Annotated in this window: 16 protein-coding genes; 5 read left to right on the top strand and 11 right to left on the bottom strand. The window is 68.7% G+C overall.

All coding sequences use genetic code 11. The features are described from left to right. The first annotated feature begins 65 nt into the window (after positions 1–65). Positions 66–959 (top strand): LysR family transcriptional regulator, encoded by an 894-nt coding sequence (locus EJP69_RS05825; RefSeq protein WP_126468983.1) that lies wholly within the window; start codon positions 66–68, stop codon positions 957–959. 12 nt (positions 960–971) lie between these two features. On the opposite strand, the gene EJP69_RS05820 is transcribed toward EJP69_RS05825, so the two are convergent. Further along, the gene (locus tag EJP69_RS05820) at positions 972–2978 is read right to left on the bottom strand and encodes a sensor histidine kinase (protein ID WP_126468982.1); all 2007 of its coding nucleotides are present in this window, start codon (positions 2976–2978) and stop codon (positions 972–974) included. A 312-nt stretch (positions 2979–3290) separates the two neighbouring features. On the opposite strand from EJP69_RS05820, the gene EJP69_RS05815 reads away from it, so the two are divergent. Further along, entirely contained in the window at positions 3291–4310 is a 1020-nt protein-coding gene (locus tag EJP69_RS05815) for an OmpA family protein (RefSeq protein WP_126468981.1), read from the top strand. Positions 4311–4346: 36 nt separating this feature from the next. Here EJP69_RS05815 and EJP69_RS05810 read toward each other — a convergent pair whose 3' ends face one another. Further along, positions 4347–4841 carry an Lrp/AsnC family transcriptional regulator gene (locus tag EJP69_RS05810; protein WP_176947556.1) on the bottom strand — a complete coding sequence of 165 codons (495 nt, stop codon included), beginning with the start codon at positions 4839–4841 and terminating at the stop codon, positions 4347–4349. Positions 4842–4906: 65 nt separating this feature from the next. Here EJP69_RS05810 and ilvB point away from each other — a divergent pair, with 65 nt between their 5' ends. Then, positions 4907–6697: a biosynthetic-type acetolactate synthase large subunit gene (ilvB, locus tag EJP69_RS05805; RefSeq protein ID WP_126468980.1), complete on the top strand. Its 1791-nt coding sequence runs from the start codon at positions 4907–4909 to the stop codon at positions 6695–6697. A gap of 42 nt (positions 6698–6739) precedes the next feature. On the opposite strand, the gene EJP69_RS05800 is transcribed toward ilvB, so the two are convergent. From EJP69_RS05800 to EJP69_RS05785, 4 genes are all read right to left on the bottom strand, one after another. Next, complete coding sequence (locus EJP69_RS05800) at positions 6740–8299, bottom strand: cation:proton antiporter (RefSeq protein ID WP_126468978.1); 1560 nt, start codon at positions 8297–8299, stop codon at positions 6740–6742. Between the two features lie 115 nt (positions 8300–8414). After that, a complete protein-coding gene (locus tag EJP69_RS05795; protein ID WP_420824205.1) occupies positions 8415–9251 on the bottom strand; it encodes an alpha/beta fold hydrolase in 837 nt (278 codons plus the stop codon). Positions 9252–9555: 304 nt separating this feature from the next. After that, entirely contained in the window at positions 9556–10032 is a 477-nt protein-coding gene (locus EJP69_RS05790; protein WP_126468976.1) for a MarR family winged helix-turn-helix transcriptional regulator, read from the bottom strand. A 78-nt stretch (positions 10033–10110) separates the two neighbouring features. Next, a complete protein-coding gene (locus EJP69_RS05785) occupies positions 10111–11091 on the bottom strand; it encodes a helix-turn-helix domain-containing protein (protein ID WP_126468975.1) in 981 nt (326 codons plus the stop codon). A gap of 203 nt (positions 11092–11294) precedes the next feature. Between EJP69_RS05785 and EJP69_RS05780 the strand changes: the two genes are divergently transcribed. After that, a complete protein-coding gene (locus tag EJP69_RS05780) occupies positions 11295–12050 on the top strand; it encodes an aldolase (protein ID WP_093304977.1) in 756 nt (251 codons plus the stop codon). Positions 12051–12124: 74 nt separating this feature from the next. Beyond that, positions 12125–13348: an MFS transporter gene (locus EJP69_RS05775; RefSeq protein WP_420824204.1), complete on the top strand. Its 1224-nt coding sequence runs from the start codon at positions 12125–12127 to the stop codon at positions 13346–13348. 19 nt (positions 13349–13367) lie between these two features. On the opposite strand, the gene EJP69_RS05770 is transcribed toward EJP69_RS05775, so the two are convergent. The 5 genes from EJP69_RS05770 to EJP69_RS05750 form a co-directional block, all read right to left on the bottom strand. Continuing rightward, a complete protein-coding gene (locus tag EJP69_RS05770) occupies positions 13368–15041 on the bottom strand; it encodes a hypothetical protein (RefSeq protein ID WP_240652042.1) in 1674 nt (557 codons plus the stop codon). A gap of 91 nt (positions 15042–15132) precedes the next feature. Then, positions 15133–16791, bottom strand: coding sequence for an ABC transporter ATP-binding protein (locus EJP69_RS05765; protein WP_126468971.1), 1659 nt, complete (start codon positions 16789–16791; stop codon positions 15133–15135). Beyond that, positions 16788–17606 carry an ABC transporter permease gene (locus EJP69_RS05760; RefSeq protein WP_093201761.1) on the bottom strand — a complete coding sequence of 273 codons (819 nt, stop codon included), beginning with the start codon at positions 17604–17606 and terminating at the stop codon, positions 16788–16790. Before EJP69_RS05760 ends, EJP69_RS05765 begins: the two co-directional genes overlap by 4 nt. Then, positions 17603–18547, bottom strand: a complete 945-nt coding sequence (locus EJP69_RS05755) for an ABC transporter permease (RefSeq protein WP_126468970.1) — start codon at positions 18545–18547, stop codon at positions 17603–17605. Before EJP69_RS05755 ends, EJP69_RS05760 begins: the two co-directional genes overlap by 4 nt. A gap of 17 nt (positions 18548–18564) precedes the next feature. Further along, the gene (locus EJP69_RS05750; protein WP_126468969.1) at positions 18565–20181 is read right to left on the bottom strand and encodes an ABC transporter substrate-binding protein; all 1617 of its coding nucleotides are present in this window, start codon (positions 20179–20181) and stop codon (positions 18565–18567) included. Positions 20182–20217: the final 36 nt, after the last annotated feature.

Here is a 20217-nt window from a genome sequence, read left to right as displayed (position 1 = left end):
ATGCCCTCAGGTTAGGCTCCGTGGCGATATATTGGAAATGAATAGTATGAATTCCAGGAATTGCCATGAACAATTTCAGCCGCCTCGACCTCAACCTGCTGGTCACGCTCGACACGCTGCTGGCCGAGCGCAACGTGACGCGCGCAGCCGAGCGGCTGAACCTGTCGCAGCCCTCGGTGAGCGTGCAACTGGCCAAGCTGCGAGAGGTGTTCGGCGATCCGCTGCTGCTGCCCGCGCAGCGCGGCATGCGGCCCACCGCGCGAGCCGATGAACTGCGGGAGCCGCTGCGCGAGGCGCTGGAGGCGCTGGGCCGTGCGGTGGCGCCGACGCGCCCCTTCGACCCCGCCGAGGCGAGCACCACCTGGCGCGTTGCCGCGGCCGACTACGCCGAGTCAGCCATCCTGCTGCCGGCGCTGGCCGGGCTGCGCGCCGCCGCGCCGAACACGCGGCTGGCGGTGGTGGAGGCCGTGCCTTCGCGCATGGCGCGGCAGCTCGAGAGCGGGGAGATCGACCTGTTCTTCCACACCAGCGTGGGCGCGCCGCCCGGCCTGCACGCGCGCGTGCTGTTCCACGAGCGCTATGTGCTGGTCGGGCGTGCGGGCCATCCGCGGCTGAAGCGGCGGCCGACGCTCGCGCAGTTCTGCGCGCTGGAGCACGTGGTGGTCTCGCTCGCCGGCGGCGGCTTCGCAGGGCCTACCGACGAGGCGCTCGCCGAAAGAGGGCTGACGCGGCGCGTGGTGCTGTCGGTGCCGCACTTTCTCTTCATGATGTCGGCGCTGGCCGCCACCGACATGGTCGCGATGCTGCCCGAGCGACTGGCGCGCGGCGCGTCCGGGCTGCGCGTAGTGGAGGCGCCGCTGGAGGTGCCGGGCTACGAGATGGCGATGCTCTGGCACGAACGCCGGCACCGCGATCCGGCCCACAGATGGCTGCGCGAGCAGATCGTCGCGGGCCTCTGAGCCGCCGGCTTCTCAGAAGGTGCTGATGGCCGCCTTGTCGGTCTCGGCCTTGCGGTGCAGCGGCAGCCAGAGCGTGAAGCGAGTTCCGTTGGCGCCAGACTGCCAGCCCACCGTGCCGCCGATCGCATGCGCGCGGCGCTGCTGGTTGCGCAGGCCCCGGCCGCCACGGCGCATGGCTTCCTGCAAGTCGAAGCCCCCGCCGTTGTCCTCGACGACCACGCATACGCCGTCGTCGACCGTCGCGGTGCTGACGCAGATGGTGGTGGCCCGGGTGTGGCGCAGCACGTTGGCCACGCACTCCTGCACGATGCGCAGGATGTGCAGCGCGCCGTCCGGGTCGAGCCAGGGGAGGCTGGGCACGGGCTGCACTTCCCACTGCAGCGTGATTCCCGCGCTCTCGATGCGCGGCGCGAGGCGGAAGCGCATGGTCGCCAGCAGCAGGAGCAGGTCGGCCTCCACGCTTTCCATGGAGTCGATCACCAGCCGCAGGTCTTCCATGCAGCCTTTCAGCACGCGGGAAATCTCGGCCTCGGTCATGGCGCCTCTTTCCACCGAGCGGATCGCGCTGATGAGCGAGGAGCCCAGGCCATCGTGCATGTCCTGCATCAGGCGGCGGCGCTCGGCGTTGAGCATGTTCTGGTTCTCGATCACGCGCAGCCGCTGGTAGCTCTGCTCCAGCTCGGCCTCGCGAGCCTGCAGGCGCTGGGCCAGGCCCTTGTTCAGCCGGCCCACCTCGGCGAAGGCACCGGTGTAGCGCTGGAACATGATGTACGAGAACACGAAGAACAGGCTGATGATCGCGTACGGAGACATGTACACGCTCTCAGGGCTGACGAGGTTGTTCTGCAGCAGCCCGTCGTAGGAGGTGAGCGCCACCGCGAACACCGTCCAGCCCGCCACCAGCTGCCCCTCGGTCAGCTGCGTGCGCAGCGACTTGCGCAGGTTGACCGTGAAGATCAGCACCGCGACGGGCAGTACCGCCAGGTTGAGCAGCGGCGTGAACAGGTAGAGGTTGACGATCTTCGTCGACAGGTGGGGCAGCGTCGTGATGTTGCAGGCCAGCACCAGCCCGATCGAGATGCGCGTCAGCCAGACCGAGGGCTGCTGGTGAAGGCGCTGCAGGAACAGGTGGATGAGGATGATCAGCCAGAGCAGGCTGGAGACGGTCATCCACTCGAACCAGTCGTCCGAGATCGGGATGTAGCTGCCGCCCGCGTAGTAGTGCAGCGTGCGCAGGAAAGCCATCGCCGAGATGGCGAAGAACAGCAGGTAGAGCGATTCGCGCCGCCTGCCCAGCCACACCGCGAACGCGAATGCGCCGACCGCCAGGAAGGCTGCGCTGCCCATGAACGGCAGCTGTACCTGGAGCAGCTGGCGAAGCTGGTAGCGCCAGCTCAGCGAGGCTTCGTCGCCCACCCACAGGGTCGAGAAGCCGCTGCCGCTGTTGCGCAGGCGGTCCACGCGGATCAGTACGGACTGTGGCGACAGCGTGCCGGCGGTCGCGTTCAGCGGCAGCAGCAGCGGATGGTTGTAGCCGTTGTGGATGGGGCTGCCGTGCGACTGGTAGAGCAGGGCGCCGTCGCCGTACACGGCGATCTGGCCCAGCGTCTTCCATCGCGGCAGGTAGAGCAGGCGCGGCTCGTTCGAGGGCGCCATCCGGCTCAGGTCGATGCGGTACCAGTCCGTGACGGTGCGTGCGCCGCTGGCACCGTCGGGCACCAGTTCGCGCCCGACCGTGTGGGGCAGGCCGATGGCCTTCCAGCCGTCGGCGGGCAGCTTCGCGTCCTCGACGCGCGGCGGGGGCGCGGTGTAGCCGGTGCCAACGACGGAGAGCAATTCGGCGCGGGTGATGTGGATCGCGCCTTCGCGCTGCGGGAAGGCCTGTGTCGTGCCGGCCGGACCGGCCGGCTCATCCGGCTCGGCGGCGTTCGCGCATGGCAGGAGAGCCGGCGCGACGGCCAGCAACAACTTCGCGATCAACTGGCCGACTCGCCAACAGCTCTTGCTGCCCAGCTTCATAGATCGCTTCTGCCTTGGACGTCACTCTTGTTGGATGCGTCAGCCCAGCGCCGACGCCACTCGGCCCGCTGTGGCGGGGCCGGAGCCCCCGCTCCCGGCGGCCGGGCGCAATTATGTCCCTGCCCGGATATTCCGGCGATCCATGGGGATGCGCGCAGGCAGGCGATGGGCGGGCATGGCATAGGCCGTCCGTCGAATGCACAGCGGCGGCGTCGCTGCCTAGCATGGAGCGGGGCGGGTTTTCTCCCGCTTTTTCCGCCTTCTCCGCTTTCTCGGGTTTTCCCTTTTCATATTTCCTGTCCGGGCCTGCCGATGAAACAGCCTGCCTTCGTGGCCTCCCTTGTCCGCCTGGCCGGCGCGACCCTGCTGTCGCTGTGCGCCTGCGCCTCTACTTCCGCCGCTGAGCCCGGCAAGGACCATCCCCTGGTCGGCCGCTACGAAGGCTCGGTGCTCGACGGCTACAAGGCGTCGGCCTACGACGAGGTCGGCCTCATCAAGGAGCCGTTCCAGAACTGGGGCGGCGGCAAGCCCGACCTGCTCAAGGTCGAGGGCAAGGTCACGCTCTACCTTTACAAACTGCCCAAGGAGCGTTCGCTGCTCGAGGTGCAGCGCAACTACGAGGCCAGCCTGAAGGCCAAGGGCTTCGAGATCGTGTTCAGCTGCGGCACCGCCAATGCCTCCTGCTACAAGCCGCGCCCCGGCAGCGGGGACTCCACCACGCCCTACGACTTCGCGCTGGCCTTCGACGACCCCGAATGGCCGCGCCTGGGCAGCCGCGGAGACTACGCGCGCAACTATTTCGCCGTGAGCGGCCGCTACCTGCTGGCCAGGAAGAGCGGGCCCGCCGGCACCGTCTACGCGAGCATCGCGCTGGCCGAGCACAACGCCGACGTCGGCAACCACGCCTTCGTGCGGGTGGTGGAGAGCAAGGCGATGGAGGAGAACAAGATCGTGTTCCTCGACGCCACGGCCATGCAGAAGAGCCTGGCGGAGACGGGGCGCGTCAATCTCTACGGCATCCTGTTCGACCTCGACAAGGACGTGATCCGCCCCGAGTCGCAGCCCACGCTCGACGAGATGACCAAGCTGATGCGCAACAACCCGCCGCTGAAGCTGTCGGTGGTGGGCCATACCGATGCACAGGGCGAGGCGAAGCACAACGACGACCTGTCGAAACGCCGGGCACTGGCGGTGATCGCGGTACTGGTGAAGGCGGGAGTGGACCCGCGCCGCTTCACCACGCGCGGGGCGGGTGCCTCGGAGCCGGTGGCGCCCAACGACAGCGAGGCGGGGCGGGCGAAGAACCGGCGGGTGGAGCTGATCCGGCTCTGAGCCCGGACTCGGCCCGGCCATGGTCGGCGGACTGGCTCAGATGACCGGCACGCTCGCTTCCTTCAGCACGCGCAGCACGAAGTGCGACTTGCTGTGCCGGATGCCCGGGATCTTGTAGAGCTTCTCGCGCAGCAGCCGCTCGTAGTCGCGCGTGTCGCGCACGGCGATGCGGATGTAGTAGTCGTAGTCGCCCGAGACGAGGTAGGCCTCCTGGATCTCCGGAATGGTGGCGAGCGTACGGCCGAAGTCGTAGAGGGTCTCGTCGGTGTGGCTCTCGAGCGTGACCTGCACGATCACCGAGTCGTGGTAGCCGAGCTTGGCCGGATCGACGTCCACCGTGTAGCGCTTGATGACGCCCGTGGCCTCCAGTTTCTTGATGCGCGTCCAGCAGCTGGTGGGCGAGAGGCCGACCTCGTTGCCGATCTCCTGCAGGGTCTTGCGCGAGTCGAGCAGGAGCACCCGCAGGATCGCCAGGTCGGTCTTGTCGAAAGATCCTTCGCCATCGTTCGGGGTTTGCCGATTGGTTTTCATGAATCGAGCTTAAAGAGCCAAAAGAAAGATGCATATTCTGCGCCCGAAACGGAAGAATTGACGGCATGCGACTGCTCGACCTACCCCCCACGTCCTCTCCGTCCCTCCGTCCTCTCCACACCGAGACGCCGGCCCGGATCCGCAACGGCGCCGAAGCCCTGCTCGACACGCTGGTCGAGTGCGGCGTGGACACCATCTTCGGCTACCCGGGCGGCGCGGCGCTGCCGCTGTACGACGCGCTGCACGGCGAACCCCGGCTGCGCCACGTGCTGGTGCGTCATGAGCAGGCCGCCGTGCACGCTGCCGAGGGCTATGCGCGCAGCACCGGCCGCGTGGGCGTGGTGCTGGTCACCTCGGGACCGGGCGTGGGCAACACCATCACCGGGTTGCTGGATGCGATGAGCGATTCGGTGCCGGTGCTGTGCATCAGCGGGCAGGTGGCGACCGCCGTCATCGGTACGCAGGCGTTCCAGGAGAGCGACGCGCTGGGCATGTCGCGCCCGGTGACCAAGTGGAACCGCCAGGTGCGCTCGGCCGACGACGTGCCCTCGCTGGTGCGCCGGGCGCTGGAGATCGCCGCCGGCGGCCGTCCCGGGCCGGTGCTGCTCGATGTGCCGAAGGACATCCAGCTCCAGCGCCTGGGCCACGCCCCCGAGCCCGCGCCGCTGCGCGCCCTGCGCACCAGCCGCACGGCGCTGCCGCCGAAGGCCATGGTGCAGCGCGCCGCCGATCTGCTCTCGACCGCGCGCCGCCCCGTCATCTACGGCGGCGGCGGGCTGGTCAACTCGGGCCCTGCCGCCTGCGAAGCCTTCGCGAAGCTCGTGAACCTGATGCATGCGCCGTGCACGCTCACGCTGATGGGGCTGGGCGCATTCCCGGCGTCGGACCCGAAGTTCATCGGCATGCTGGGCATGCACGGCATGCTCGAGGCCAACCTCGCGATGCACGAGGCCGACCTGGTGGTGTGCGTCGGCGCGCGATTCGACGACCGCGTGACCGGCAAGCTCGACGAGTTCTGCCCGCACGCCCGCAAGATCCACATCGACATCGACCCCGGCAGCATCAACAAGGTGGTGCGCGTGGACGTGCCGATGGTGGGCGACTGCGCGGCGATCCTCGAGAGCCTGCTGGCGCTGTTGCCGGCGGAAGGCTTCGCGCCGGAGCGCCTGGCACCGTGGTGGGCGCGCATCGAGCGCTGGCGTGCCGAGGACTGCCTGGCCTTCGAGCCGAAGGCCGGTTCGATCCTGCCGCAGCAGCTGATGAGCTCGCTGCAGCGCGCCATCGCCGGCCGCGACGCCATCGTGTCGACCGACGTGGGCCAGCACCAGATGTGGGCTGCGCAGTACCTGCGCTTCGACAGCCCGCGCCGATGGCTCACCTCCGGCGGGGCTGGCACCATGGGCTACGGGTTGCCCGCGGCCATCGGCGCGCAGATCGGCCACCCCGGCGCGCTCACGGTGTGCGTGAGCGGCGATGCATCGGTGCTGATGAACATCCAGGAGCTGTCCACTGCCGTGCAGCACCGCACGCCGGTGAAGCTCGTGCTGAGCAACAACGGCTACATGGGCATGGTGCGGCAGTGGCAGGAGCTGAACCACGGCAACCGCCTGAGCCACAGCTGGAACGAGGCGCTGCCCGACTTCGTGGCGCTGGCCAAGGCATTCGGCTGGGGCGCGCGGCGGGTATCCGACCCGGCGGAGCTGGAGGACGCGCTGGCCGAGTGCCTCGCGAGCGAAGGGCCGTTCTTTCTCGACGTGCAGGTGGAGGCGCAGGAGAACTGCTTTCCGATGATGCCCTCGGGGCACGGGCACCACCGGGTGATGCTGTCGAAGGACCGGTGGTACGAGGAGGTTTGACGGTCTTGTTCCCTCTCCCGGAGGGAGGGGGAACAGTGCGCGTCAGACGCTCTGCAGCCGGACGTCGCTCGCCGGGATGGCGTTGAGTTCGGCCCAGTCCATCTCTTCCTCGAGCTGGTGGTAGACGTCGTCCTCGATCTGACCGCCGTGCCGCAGCGCATCGAGCGCGCGGCGCTGAGCGCGGATCGCCACTGCGCGCAGCCGGTCGTGCGCGGTCTTGGCCTGCGGCTGCTGCGTGTCCTGGGCCAGGGTGCGTGCCGCACGGTACTCCTCGCGCACCGCCGCGGCTTCGCCGCCGGGCTCGGCTTCGAGGGCGGCGAGCGCCGCATCCATCATCGTGGTGCGCGCCAGCGAGATCTCCCTTTCGAGCGAATCGTCGGGTGCGATCTTCAGTGCCTTGATGAGCGGCCCGATGGTGAAGCCCTGGATCACCAGCGTGCCCAGCACCACCGCGAACGCTGCGAGCACGATGAGGTCGCGCCCCGGAAAGTCCTCCGGTAGCGCGAAAGCCGTGGCCAGCGTCACCAGCCCGCGCATGCCCGACCAGCCGATCAGCAGGTTGATGCGCCTGGACGGAAGGGGAACGGCGCGTCCTCGCGCGATCAGGCCCAGCTTGTACCTGCGCATGGCCGCGCCGTAGACCTGCACCCATGCCACCCGCACCGCGATGACCAGCACCAGCACGAGGCCGGCGAACTCCAGCGCGTGGGCGAGCTGCGGCCCCGACAGCCGCGTGAGGATGCCGCGCGCCTGCAGCCCCATCAGGAAGAAGGCCAGCACGTTGAGCGTGAATACCACCGCGCCCCACACAGCGTAGGAATGCACGCGGTCGCGCGGCGCATGGCGCTTCGGCGCGAACTGGCCCAGCGTCATGCCGAAGGCCACCACCGAGATGATGGGCGACAGGTGCAGCCGCTCGGCCACGATCCACGCGCCGAAGGTCATCACGAACTGGAAGATGATGGCCGAGCGCGTGCCCGCGAAGAGCGGCGCGCCGAAATGCAGGTTGAGCTTGGCGAAGGCGAAGCCCACCAGCGCGCCGCCCGGTACCGCCACCAGCAGCATCGGCAGCGAGCTCGACATGGGCACGTGCGCCGCGCCGGCCGCCGACACCGCCACGCCGAAGACCAGCAGCGCCACCGCGTCGTTGAGCAGGCTCTCGCCGTTGATGATCGACAGCGTGCGCCGCGGAATGCGGAACTGCTGCATCACCGCCGCCGCGGCCACCGCGTCGGGCGGCGCGACGATGGCGCCGAGCGTGATCGCCGCAGCCAGCGGCAGCCCCGCGAAGGCCCAGCCGGCCCATGCGACCACGGCCGTGGTGAGCAGCACCGCCACCAGCACCAGCGAGACCAGCGGCATCCAGTTGCGCCGCAGCTCGCGCGGCGAGGTGTCGAAGGCCGAGTCGAGCAGCGCGGGCGCGATGAAGAGAGCCAGCGCCAGGTGCGGATCGAGGCTGATATGCGGCACCCACGGCATTGCGCCGAGCGCCACGCCGGCCAGCGCAAGCATCGATGGATAGGGCAGCGCGAGACGCCGCGAGAGCTGCAGCAGCAGGCAGGCGGCGACCAGCATGACGAGCACGTTCTCGAAGATGTCCATCGGGGCCTCGGTCTTGGTGTTGTTTGCCCCGAATACTAAGAGCTCGGGTCGCCCCGTCCGATAAAAAAAGGGGCCGCTGCGGGCCCCTTCGTTTCCTGGTCGGTGCGTCAACGCATCAGGACTTGGCGAACGCCAGCAGGTCGGCGTTGAACTTGTCCTTGTGCGTGTCGGTCAGGCCGTGCGGCGCGCCGGGGTAGACGATCAGCTTGTTGTTCTTCACCAGCTTTGCCGACGCCAGGCCGGCCGCGCCGATGGGCACGATCTGGTCGTCGTCGCCGTGCACGATGAGCGTGGGCACGTCGAACTTCTTCAGGTCCTCGGTGAAGTCGGTCTCCGAGAAGGCCTTGATCGAGTCGTAGGTGTTCTTGTGGCCGCCCAGCATGCCCTGCGCCCACCACGAGTCGATGAGGCCCTGCGACACCTTGGCGCCGGGGCGGTTGAAGCCGAAGAAGGGGCCCGAGGGCACGTCCTTGTAGAACTGCGAGCGGTTCGCCAGCTGCGCGGCGCGCAGGCCGTCGAACACTTCGATCGGCAGGCCGCCGGGGTTGGCGGCGGTCTTCAGCATCAGCGGCGGCACGGCGGAGATCAGGGCGGCCTTGGCCACGCGCTTCGTGCCGTGGCGGCCGATGTAGCGCGCCACTTCGCCGCCGCCGGTCGAGAAGCCGACCAGGATGGCGTTCTTCAGGTCCAGCGTCTCGATGACGGTGGCGAGGTCGTCGGCATAGGTGTCCATGTCGTTGCCGTTCCACGGCTGGCTCGAGCGGCCATGGCCGCGGCGGTCATGGGCGACGGTACGGAAACCCTGCGATGCGAGGAAGAGCATCTGCGATTCCCAGCTGTCGGAGTTCAACGGCCAGCCGTGGCTGAACACGACGGGCTGGCCGGTGCTGGGGCCCCAGTCCTTGTAGTAGAGCTCGGTGCCGTCCTTGGTGACGATGATGTTCTTGCTCATGGTCTTCTTTCCTTTCGAAGAGGCGTGGGCCGCGCCCGATGCGGGCGCGGCGGTGGAAGCGGCGGATGCCGCGCTTGAGAAGCCGGCGCCCACGAGGGCTCCGGCTGCGACGGAGGCACCGCCCAGCAGCAGGCTGCGGCGGGTCGGTGCGGTGTTGGTTGGGGACTGGTCGTGTTCCGGGGTCATGGTGCTGTGCTTTGGGTGGCGGGTCGAGGGAAGGAATGGAGTACGAAAGATCGCATGAATTAATATCGCATGCGATGTATTTGGCCGGAAAAAGCAGGAACGGCAAAGCGATCGGGCATCACGCGTTTCTGTCGAGGCTGGCGCGCATTTCCAGCAGCTGGGTGCGCAGCGCGCCGATCTGGTCGGGGGAAAGCTCCATGGCCTGTGCCACGCAACCCGGCAGCCCTCGCGCCTTCGTGTGCAGCGCGCGGCCATCGGCCGTGAGCGACACGATGACCTGGCGCTCGTCCCTTGCGGAACGCGCGCGCTGGATCAGTCCGCGGGCTTCGAGCCGCTTGAGCAGAGGGGTGAGGGTGGTGGTTTCCAGCGCGAGGCGCGAACAGATCTCGGAGACGTTGATCTCGTCCTTCTCCCACAGCACGAGCATGACAAGGTACTGCAGGTAAGTGAGGTCCAGGTCGCGCAGCAGGCCGCGATACACCTTGTTGAGGCTCAGCATCGTCGAGTAGACGGCGAAGCAGAGCTGCTCGTCGAGCGCCAGCGGATTGCTCGCGGAGGCGTCGGCTGGTTGGGCGGTGGAGCGCTTGGCTGGCATGGCGCGAATATTAGATCGCATGCGATCTAATGGCAAGCGATATTTTCTGTCGCGCGGTCAAGCTGCCATGCAGCCGTCTCAGTCCGGCGATCTGCGGAAGGCCCCGGGCGGAACGCCGAACCGGCTCCTGAAGCTGCGGCTGAAGTGGCTCGCATCGCCGAAGCCGTTGCGATAGGCGATCTCCGAGACGCTCAGGTGATCGAGGCGCCGGTTCTGCAGCTCGTCCTTCGCGCGCTCCAGGCGACGCATCTTCAGGTAGGCGCCGTACTGCGTGCGCTGCATCTCGAACAGGCGATGCGTGAGCCGCCTCGAAATGCCTAGCTCCCTCGAGACCGCATCCACGGACAGCTCCGGATCGCCCAGGTGCGCCTCGATGAACGCTGCGAGCCGCTGCCAGCGGTCGCGCTCGCGCCGCTTGCCGTCGGCGGCATCGTCATCGATGGATTCGCAATAGGCCGCGGCCAGCAGCGAAACGAAGGACTGCTCGGAAAAGTAGGCAAGCGCCGGCGCAACCTGTGCCGAGCCCGGAAACACATGCCCCATGTGCGAGCGCGCCGCCTCTGCCAGGCGCGAATCCGCCTGCGCGAGAGAGGGCACGAAGCGATCGTGCAGGTCGGCATAGATGCCGAAGAAGCGGTCGGAGGGCACGCGCAGCATCACCAGCTTGCCGGATGAGTTCAGCGTGCAGGTCGAGGGGAGCCGTGTCGTGCGGAAAGTGATGTCGCCCTTGCGGAAGGCCATGCGTCGCCCGCCCTGGTCGATGGTGCCTTCGCCTTCGACGGCGATCATGGCAAGCACGTCGCCCGCACCGCCGATGGACGCCAGGGCAGTGTCATGGCGAACCGCCAGCGGCGTCGACGAGAAGCTGATCGCCAGCCCGCCGCCCACGAGGCGGCAGGCTTCGAGGCTCATGCTCGGGTTGCTGTCCCGCACGCTGAGCTCGCCGGGATAGACCAGCGAATCGAGCGCGTTCGAGTAGCCCTGCACGTCGCCCGGATAGAGCGAACGGAAACGGGGCGCGAAGCTCAGGTCGGTGGCTGCTGTCGTGTCGTGGTGCATGGGTGGGGCTCCTGCCGTCGGCCCGCACGCTTCATGCCAGGCGGGGCGGCCGGTGCAGTCTAGGCAGCCATCCGTTGCGCACGGGCTAAGACTTTCCACTAGTTGGCACGCTGGATCAATGCGCGTGCACCCAGGCGCAAGAGCGAACCAGGGGCTGCTTCTTACATTGGCCGCACCCCCCACGAACGCACAGGAGCCACAGCGTGAGCGACACGAGCCCAGGAAGACACGACACCCCCGCACCGTCCCTCGACGGCCTCAGCTATGGCAACTGGACCGAGGCCGAGAAGCTCGCGCTGAGCTGCCGCATCCTCGCGAAGGAGGGCCACTCCGAAACCCTGGCCGGACAGGTCACCGTGCGGCAGCCGGACGGCACTTTTCTCACCACGCCGCTCGCACATGCCTTCGGCGAGATCCGCCCGGAATCGGTGATGCGCATCGACGACTCGCTGCGCGTGCTCGAAGGCCGCGGCGTGCCCAACCCGGCGGTGCGCTTCCACCTGTGGGTCTACAGGCGCAGGCCGGACGTGAATTGCGTGATCCACACGCATCCGCCGTACGTGTCGGCGCTGTCGATGACCGGCGAGCCGCTGCAGATCGCGCACATGGACGCCACCCCCTTCTTCGACGACTGCGCCTTCCTGCCCGAGTGGCCCGGCCTGCCGATCGCCGACGTCGAGGGCGAGATCATCTCGGCCGCGCTGGGCGGCAAGCGCTGCGTGCTGCTCGCCAACCACGGCTTCCTGGCCGCCACCTCGAGCATCGAGGAGTCGCTCTACATGTCGGTGCTCATCGAGCGTGCGGCGCGCAACCAGTTGATCGCGCAGTCGGCCTACGGCCGGCTCAAGCTGGTGGACCCGGTGCTGGCGAAGGAGTCGCACGACTTCCTGCTGCAGCGAAGCATCGTCAACGCCAGCTTCGCGATGTTCGCGCGGCAGATCACCGGGGATCGCCCATGAACAGCATCGCGCCCCCGCTGCAGGGCACCGCCGGAAAGAAGCACCAGAGCGTGTGGAAGATCGGCGCCGCCACCATGGTCGGCACGGCCATCGAGGCTTTCGACTTCCTCGCCTACGGCACCGCCGCGGCGCTGGTGTTCAACAAGCTCTTCTTTCCCAACTTCGACCCCACTGTCGGTACGCTCGCGGCCTTCGGCACCTTCGCGAGCGGCATGCTCGCGCGTCCACTGGGCGGCATCATCTTCGGGCACTACGGCGACCGGCTGGGCCGCAAGTCGATGCTCACGCTGAGCCTGCTGATGATGGGCATCTGCACGGTGCTGATCGGCATGCTGCCGACCTACGAGTCGATAGGCCTGTGGGCCGCGGTGCTGCTCGTGCTGCTGCGCATCGGCCAGGGCCTGTCGTTCGGCGGCGAGCTCGGCGGCGCGATGCTGATGGCCGTGGAGCATGCGCCGCCCAAGTGGCGCTCGCTGGTCGGCAGCATGCCGCAGATGGGGGCGCCCATCGGTGTGCTGCTGTCCTCGGGTGCCTTCGCGCTGGTCACGCAACTGCCCGAGTCCAGCTTCCTGAGCTGGGGCTGGCGGCTGCCATTCCTCGCGAGCGCGGTGCTGATCGTGCTGGGCGTGTTCATCCGCATGAAGGTGGAGGAGTCGCCCGAGTTCATGCAGGTCAAGGTCCACCGCAAGACGGCAGTGCTGCCGGCGCGCGAGGTGGTGGTGGCGCACCTGAAGCCGCTGCTGCTGACCATCGGCGGCAAGCTGGCCGAGGTGACGCTGATCTACACGGTGCTGGTGTTCTCGATCTCGTACGCGACCAGCCGGCTGGGCTTCTCGCGCTCCGACGCGCTGCATGCGCTGATCGCCGGTTCCGCTGCGATGGTCTTCACCATTCCGGCCAGCGGCTGGCTCGCGGACAAGGTGGGAGCGCGGCGGCTCTACGTGTTCGGCGGGCTGCTGCTGGCACTGATGGCGGTGCCGCTCTTCCAGGCCATCGGCAGCGGATCGCTCACGGCCTACACGGTGGCGATGGTGCTGGCGCTGTCGCTCAACTACCCGCTGATGTTCGCGCCGCAGTCCAATCTCTACGCCGCGCAGTTCCCGGCGGAGCTGCGCTACTCGGGCATTTCCATCGGCATCCAGTTCGCGGCGGCCATCGGTGGCGGGCTGGCGCCGATCATCGCGGCCACGCTGGTCGCGAAGTACTCGAGCATCGTGCCGGTGGGCGTTTATGTCGCGGTGCTCGGCGTGGTGGCGGCGGTCTCGGCCTGGCTGATGCGCCCCACGGCGAACGAGTGAACGGCGAAAAGGGCGCTGCTCAGGAGTGCCCGTCCACCCGCATCTGGAACAGGAAGTAGGGCGGTATGCAGGCGCCGCGTCCCTCGGGCTGGCCCTCGGCCTGCGCGCAGATGTAGTCGTCGCGGCACGCCTGCTGCGCCGAGCAGCTGCGCAGGTTGCCGGGGCGCGTGTGCTTCGCCAGGCATTCGCCGAAAGGCTTCTTCGCGGCCAGGCAGCTGTTGAAGTCGCTGAGGATGGCGATGCCGCCGCAGGTGCCGTTCCTGTCGTTCGGATCGCAGGGGGCCGAGCACATGCCGCCGGGGAAGCCGACCGAGGTTTTCTCGCACACGGAGAGGAGGCCCTCGCAGGAAATGCGAGGCAGCTTCTCTGCGCGGTCCAGCCATGGGTTGGCGGATTGGGTGATGCGCGTGGGCTCGCAGCGTGCGCCGACCGTGGGCTTCTCGGCCACTGTGCCGGCGTCGTCGGGTTCGGCCAGCGGACGGAACGGATCGGGCCGTTGCGTCGACAGCGACGCCTGCATGTAGGTGCCGCGGCGTGCAAGCTCGTCCTGCACATGAGGCGAATGCGCCACCGCGAGCGCGTTGCCGGTAGTGAACGTGCGCGACGCGCCGCGCCGGTCCACGCCCAGCAGGTGAAAGCCCGCGACCGCGCGGCTCTGGTGGCAGCCCATGCAGCTCAGGTCGTCGAGGCGGCGCAGCACGGCCTGCGGCGATTGCAGCGTGCGGCTGCCCGCGACGGCCTGCCACTCGCCCGGCGCGAAGACCTGCGCGAAGGGTCGGTTCGCCAGCCGTTCGAGTCCGCGCGGCGCGACCGAGATCGCTTCGGTCGCGAGGAACTTTTCAGGAATCTGCAACGTGGCTTCGTCCAGCGCCCGCAGGTTCGCGGGCTGCTGCAGCCATTGCTCCAGCTCCTTGCGCAGCGGGGCGTTGGCCTTCAGCTTCGCGACGTCGGGCGTGTTCTCGAGCGGCGCCACGTCGAAGCGCTTCGCCGGCGCGTTCCAGCGGAAGGCGCGCAGCATGTATTCGGCATGGCCGCCCAGGTCGGGACGCACCGCCGAAGGCCAGCGCACGCTCTGGAGGTTGGTCGTTACTTGCGCGATGCGCTCGTGCTCGAGACGGCGCGGCGCCAGGGGGCCGTCGGCCGACACCAGCCAGCGGCCCAGCGCTTCGTCGGCCATCGAGGCCTGCGGCGGCTGCCAGCGCTTCGCGGCGCTCGCGCAGCTGCCGTCCGCATCGGGCGCATCGCCGCGCAGCTCGACGTTGACCGTCATCGGCAGGCGCGACTGCATCTCGGCCGTGCGGTAGGCCAGCCGGTACACGAGCCGTGTCTCGCCGCACGCGCCATCCTGGAAGGGCCTGCGGTCCATGCGGTTGGCCACGCCCACGAGTTCGAAGAAGGCGTCGGGGCTCGCGAGCCAGCGCGCGTCGAACAGCCGGTGCGGATAGCGCGAAACGCCGATGCCGGCCTGCTTGTCTCGCCGCTGGATGCCGGCGAGGCTGGCGCCCAGCGGGTCCGCGATGGAGCGCCAGGCCGGTGCGCGCATCAACGCCTGGTTGGTTGTGACACCATCGGTGGATTGCGCCGTCTCGCCGTTCATCCAGCGCGCGAAGCCGGCGCCGGATTTCTCCGCGGCCTGCAGCGCGGCGGGCGACGTGACGAGCAGCACCGGCTCCGCAGCGTGCGCCACGGGCATGGCGAGCGCGACTGTCAGTGCGAGGAGGGCGACGGGGAGGTGGTGTCGAATGGGTGGCACGCGAACGATTGTGCCGCCGTGCCATCCGCGATCACGCGAAAGCCCGTCCCGCTTCGGGCATTGCCTCGGCGGCATCCAGCGCCGCCAGCGGCCGGGGCGTCGCCGCGAGCAGCGCCTGCGTGTAGGCATGCCGCGGGTCGTCGAACACCGCGTCGCGCGCGCCTTGCTCCACGATGCGCCCGCGCTCCATCACGATCACGCGGTCTGCGATCTGCTCCACGGCCGCGAGGTCGTGGCTGATGAAGAGGCAGGCGAAGCCGTGGTGCTGCTGCAGGCTCTGGAACAGCTTGAGCACCTGCGCCTGGATCGTCATGTCGAGCGCGGACACGGGTTCGTCGGCCACCACGAAGGCGGGCCTGCGTACCAGGGCACGGGCGATCGCCACGCGCTGGCGCTGGCCGCCCGAGAGTTCGTGCGGGTAGCGCGCGCCGAGGCCGTCCAGGCCCACTTCGTCCAGCGTTTCCTTCACGCGTCGCACACGCGCGGCCGCATCGAGCTGGGGCAGGTGGCGCAGCGGCTCGGCCACGATGTCCTGCACGCGCATGCGCGGGTCGAGCGAGGAGAACGGGTCCTGGAACACCAGCTGGCAGGCCAGCCTGAAGCGATGCAGCGCGGCGCGGTCGGCGGTGCGCACGTCTTCGCCGCGGAACAGGATCTGCCCGGCGTGCGACGGCGCGAGCCGCAGGATGGCGCGGCCCAGCGTGGTCTTGCCCGAACCGCTGCCGCCGACCAGTGCGACCATCTCGCCACAGTGGATGTCGAGGTCGAGCGAGTCGATCACGCGGATCGGAGGATGCCGTTTGAACAGGCCGGTACGCGCGCCCGGATAGCTCACGCACAGTCCGCGCACCTGCACCAGCGACTGTTGCGGTGCGGCGGTTTCCGCCCTGGCGGCCTGCCGGCGCGGCAGCGCGTCGACCAGCTTGCGGGTGTAGGGCTGCTTCGGTTCGAGCAGGATGCCGGGCACCTCGCCGGTCTCGACCAGCCGGCCTTTCTCCAGCACGATGGCGCGCTGCGCGTAGCGCCCCACGAGGCCGAGGTTGTGCGTGATGAGCAGCACGGCGGTGCCGTTGTCGCGCGCCAGGCCCACCATCAGGTCGAGCACTTCGCGCTGGCTCAGCGTGTCGAGCGCGGTGGTCGGCTCGTCGGCGATCAGCAGGCGCGGCTTCAGCAGCATCACGCTGGCCAGCATGATGCGCTGGCGCATGCCGCCCGAGAACTCGTGCGGGTAGGCGTGCATGCAGCGATCGGGGTCGGCGATCTGCACGCGCCGCAGCATGTCGACGATGCGCGCACGGATTTCCGCCGCCGGCAGCTGGGTGTGCATGCGCAGGCCCTCGGCCATCTGCTCGCCGATGCGGTGCACCGGGTTGAGCGAGACCATCGGCTCCTGGAACACCATGCCGATGCCCGGCCCGCGAATGGGCCGCATCGCCTTCGCGTCGCGCGCGGCCAGGTCCTCGCCGTCGAACACGATGCGCCCGCCGGTCTGCGAGATGCCCGGCGGCAGCAATTGCAGGATGGCGCGCGCCGCCATGGTCTTGCCGCTGCCCGATTCGCCCACCACGGCCAGGAACTCGCCGGCCTTCACTTCGAAGGACAGGTCGTGCACCAGCGGCTGGGTGCCGTGGCGCAGCTCGATCTTCAGGTGCTCGACGGACAGCACGGTCGGGTTCGATGCGGCGCTCATGACTTCTCCGTCCGTGGATCGAGCCGGTCGCGCAGCGATTCGCCCAGCAGGTTGATGCCCAGCAGCGTGAGCGCGATGCACAGGCCCGGCACCACGCACAGCCACACGGCCGAGGCCATGTAGGGCCGGGCGCTCGCGAGCATGTTGCCCCAGGTGGGCGCGGGCGGCGGAACGCCCAGGCCGAGGAAGCTCAGCGCGCTTTCCGACAGCAGTACCCAGCCGAACATGCTGGTGGCCAGCACCGCCACCGGCGCCATGCAGTTGGGCAGCACGTGGCGCCACATGGTGTAGAGCTCGCCGTTGCCGATCATCCGCGAGGCCTCGACGTACTCGCGCTCGCGCAGCGACAGCACGGTGCCGCGCACCACGCGCACCACCGAGGGCGCATAGGCCAGGCTCAGCGCCAGCACGATGCCCCACTTGTTGGCGCCGACGATCACCATCACGCCCAGCGCCAGCAGCAGGCCCGGAAAGGCCAGCAGCGTGTCGTTGAAGGCCATCAGCACGCGGTCGGTCCAGCCGCGCACGAAGCCCGCGACCACGCCGACCACCAGGCCCATGGCGGTGGCCAGCGTCACTGTGAGCAGAGCCACCAGGCAGCTGGTGGCCGCGCCCTGCATGGCGCGGCTGGCCACGTCGCGGCCGAACTCGTCGGTGCCGAGCCAGTGCGCCAGCGAGGGCGACTGCAGCTTGGAGCGCAGGTCGATGCCCACCGGGTTGTAGGGCGTCCACAGGGCCGCCACCACGGCCGTGGCCAGCAGCGCCGCGATGAGCACGCCGCCGATGAGGGTATGGGTCTTGAACTTCTTGGTCACTGCACCGAGACCCGCGGGTCGAAGAGGGGGTAGCACATGTCGACGATCAGGTTGATGACGACGTAGATGCACGCGGTGAACAGCAGGCAGCCCTGCAGCACCGGGTAGTCGCGCGCGAAGATCGAGTCGATCATCAGGCGGCCGAGGCCGGGCAGCGTGAACACCGTCTCCAGCACCGCGATGCCGCTGAGCAGGTGCCCGAGAATCAGCCCGATCATGGTGAGCGTCGGGTTGAAGGCGTTGGGCAGCACGTGGCGGCGCAGCACCTGCGACTCGGGCACGCCCTTGGCGCGTGCATGCGTCACGTATTCGAGCCGCAGGATCTCGATGGTGCTGGCGCGCGACATGCGCGTGAGCACGCCGGTCTCCACCAGCAGCAGCGTGGCGATGGGAAGGATCACGTAGAGCACGCCCTGCGAAAAGTTCTCCGACATGGGCACGTAGCCCACCACCGGCAGCCAGCCCAGGTACTGGCCGAAGAACATCAGCAGCAGCAGGCCCAGCCAGAAGCTGGGCACCGAGAGCATCAGCGTGGCCGCGCCGATGATGGCGAGGTCGGTGGGTTTGTCCTTGCGCCAGGCGGCAACCAGCCCGGCGGGCACCGCGATCAGCGAGGCCAAAGCCACCGCGACCAGCACGATGACCGCGCTGACGTGGAAGCGCTCCCAGATCAGCGGCAGCACCGGCAGGCCGTTGGTGGTCGAGAGGCCCAGGTCGCCGGCCACCGCGTGGCGCAGCCACACGAGGTACTGCACGGGCAGGGGCTGGTCCAGCCCCATCTGGTGGCGCATCAGCTCCAGCTGCGCGGGGTCGGCGCCTTCGCCCAGCATCAGCAGCACCGGGTCGCCCGGAATCAGTCGCATCAGGGTGAAGACCGCGATGGAGACCAGCAGCAGCGTCGGGATCGTCATCGCGATCCGGCGCAGGAGGTAGGCGGGCATTGCTCGCGAGATCCCGCTCAGCCGGCGGCGGCCAGCCGCACGTTCCAGAACCTCGGCTTGGCCGGCGCCCAGCCCTTGAAGCCGGTCACGCTCTTGCGCATGGCGGTGGCGTCGCTGGCGTTGAAGAGCACGATCATCGGCACGTCCTGCAGCATCTGCTTGTGCATCTCGTCGAAGAGCACCTGGCGGCGCGCCTTGTCGCGCGTGACCATCGATTCGGTGAGGCGCGCCTGGGCATAGGGGCTGTCCCACACCTTGCGCGGCTGGGTGGCCTTGTCGCCCGACACCATCTCGTAGTTGAGCGAGGGGTCGATGCGCGCCGAGTAGATGAAGGCCATGCTCTGGTACTGGCCCTTGGTGTAGCGGTCGAGCTGCGTGGCCCAGTCGAGCACTTCGAGCTCGACGTTGATGCCCGCCTCGGAGGCCATGGCCTGCACCAGCACCGCCGCCGAGTACAGCGCCTCGTAGCGCTTGTTGGCGATCATGCGGATCGGCTGGCCACGGTAGCCGGCCTCGGCGAGCAGCTTCTTCGCGGCGGCGAGGTCTCGTTTGAAGCCTCCGCCTTGCACGGCGTCGTAGTAAGGGCTCGAAGAGGGCACCACCGAGTTGTTGACGGCCGAGAGGCCTTCGGTAACGGAGCGAGCGATTTCCGGCATGTCGAGCGAGAGCGCCAGCGCGCGCCGGACGCGCACGTCCTTCAGCACCGGGTCGTTGGTCTGCAGCAGCAGCCCGACCATGGTCATCACCGGCGTGGTGTCGACCAGCACGTCGCTTCGCTTGCGCATCTCGACCACGTCGGCCGGGCTGGGGCTGACGAAGGCGTCGATGCCGCCGCTGTAGAGCGCGGCCTTGGCGGCGGCCGAGTCGGGAATGACGACGAAGCGCAGGTTCTCGACTTCCGCCTTCTTGCCGCCGGTGAGGCCGTCGCGCGGCTCTGCGCGCGAGCTGTAGCCGTCGAAGCGCGTGAGCTCGACGTACTGGCCGCGCTTCCATTCCTTGAGCTTGTAGGGGCCGGTGCCCACCGGTTCCTTCCAGGCGCCGTCGGGGCCGACCGAGCTGCGGTGCAGGATGGCGGCGCCGCCGCAGTCGGGGCGCGCCATCATCGTGAGGAAGAGGGCGCTGGCGCGCTCCAGCTTGAACACCACCGTCTTCGGATTGGGCGCTTCCACCGAGAGCACCTTGGTCATGCCCTTGCCGTCGAACTCGGGCAGGCAGCGCCAGCCGCTGGTGGGTTTCAGGTAGCGCTGCCAGTTCCAGACCACGTCGTCGGCGGTGAGAGTGGCGCCGTTCTGGAACTTCACGCCGTCGCGCAGGGTGAAGGTGTAGGTCAGGCCGTCGGCCGAGGTGTCGACCTTGCTCGCGAGCATGGGGCCCACCGAGGTGTCCTCGCGCAGCGCGACCAGCCCTTCGCCCACGTGCAGCAGCACGTTGTCGGTGTTGTCGTCGCGGTTGCCGCCAGGGTCGGTGGTGCGTATGTCGGAGTTGATCTGGATGCGCAGTGTCTGGCCCGTGCCCACGGCGGGCTGGGCGGAAGACGAGGCCGCGGCGGCGAGGCCCAGTGCCAGGGCGGCGATTCGACGTGCGGAACACGGACGAGAGGGCGGGCGAGAAGGGGGGACGGGGACTTTCTTCATGGCAACACTCCTGGCATGGGCTGGGCGGTCGATAGA

Source organism: Variovorax gossypii, assembly GCF_003965815.1.
Lineage (GTDB): Bacteria > Pseudomonadota > Gammaproteobacteria > Burkholderiales > Burkholderiaceae_C > Variovorax > Variovorax gossypii.
This window is presented reverse-complemented; position numbering and strand designations above follow the sequence as displayed.

Bases quoted from the DNA above. Each gene is read 5' to 3' on its own strand.
- EJP69_RS05825 (WP_126468983.1), top strand. From the start codon at position 66: ATGAACAATTTCAGCCGCCTCGACCTCAACCTGCTGGTCACGCTCGAC.
- EJP69_RS05820 (WP_126468982.1), bottom strand. From the start codon at position 2,978: ATGAAGCTGGGCAGCAAGAGCTGTTGGCGAGTCGGCCAGTTGATCGCG.
- EJP69_RS05815 (WP_126468981.1), top strand. From the start codon at position 3,291: ATGAAACAGCCTGCCTTCGTGGCCTCCCTTGTCCGCCTGGCCGGCGCG.
- EJP69_RS05810 (WP_176947556.1), bottom strand. From the start codon at position 4,841: ATGAAAACCAATCGGCAAACCCCGAACGATGGCGAAGGATCTTTCGAC.
- ilvB (WP_126468980.1), top strand. From the start codon at position 4,907: ATGCGACTGCTCGACCTACCCCCCACGTCCTCTCCGTCCCTCCGTCCT.
- EJP69_RS05800 (WP_126468978.1), bottom strand. From the start codon at position 8,299: ATGGACATCTTCGAGAACGTGCTCGTCATGCTGGTCGCCGCCTGCCTG.
- EJP69_RS05795 (WP_420824205.1), bottom strand. From the start codon at position 9,251: ATGAGCAAGAACATCATCGTCACCAAGGACGGCACCGAGCTCTACTAC.
- EJP69_RS05790 (WP_126468976.1), bottom strand. From the start codon at position 10,032: ATGCCAGCCAAGCGCTCCACCGCCCAACCAGCCGACGCCTCCGCGAGC.
- EJP69_RS05785 (WP_126468975.1), bottom strand. From the start codon at position 11,091: ATGCACCACGACACGACAGCAGCCACCGACCTGAGCTTCGCGCCCCGT.
- EJP69_RS05775 (WP_420824204.1), top strand. From the start codon at position 12,125: ATGGTCGGCACGGCCATCGAGGCTTTCGACTTCCTCGCCTACGGCACC.
- EJP69_RS05770 (WP_240652042.1), bottom strand. From the start codon at position 15,041: ATGCCCGTGGCGCACGCTGCGGAGCCGGTGCTGCTCGTCACGTCGCCC.
- EJP69_RS05765 (WP_126468971.1), bottom strand. From the start codon at position 16,791: ATGAGCGCCGCATCGAACCCGACCGTGCTGTCCGTCGAGCACCTGAAG.
- EJP69_RS05755 (WP_126468970.1), bottom strand. From the start codon at position 18,547: ATGCCCGCCTACCTCCTGCGCCGGATCGCGATGACGATCCCGACGCTG.
- EJP69_RS05750 (WP_126468969.1), bottom strand. From the start codon at position 20,181: ATGAAGAAAGTCCCCGTCCCCCCTTCTCGCCCGCCCTCTCGTCCGTGT.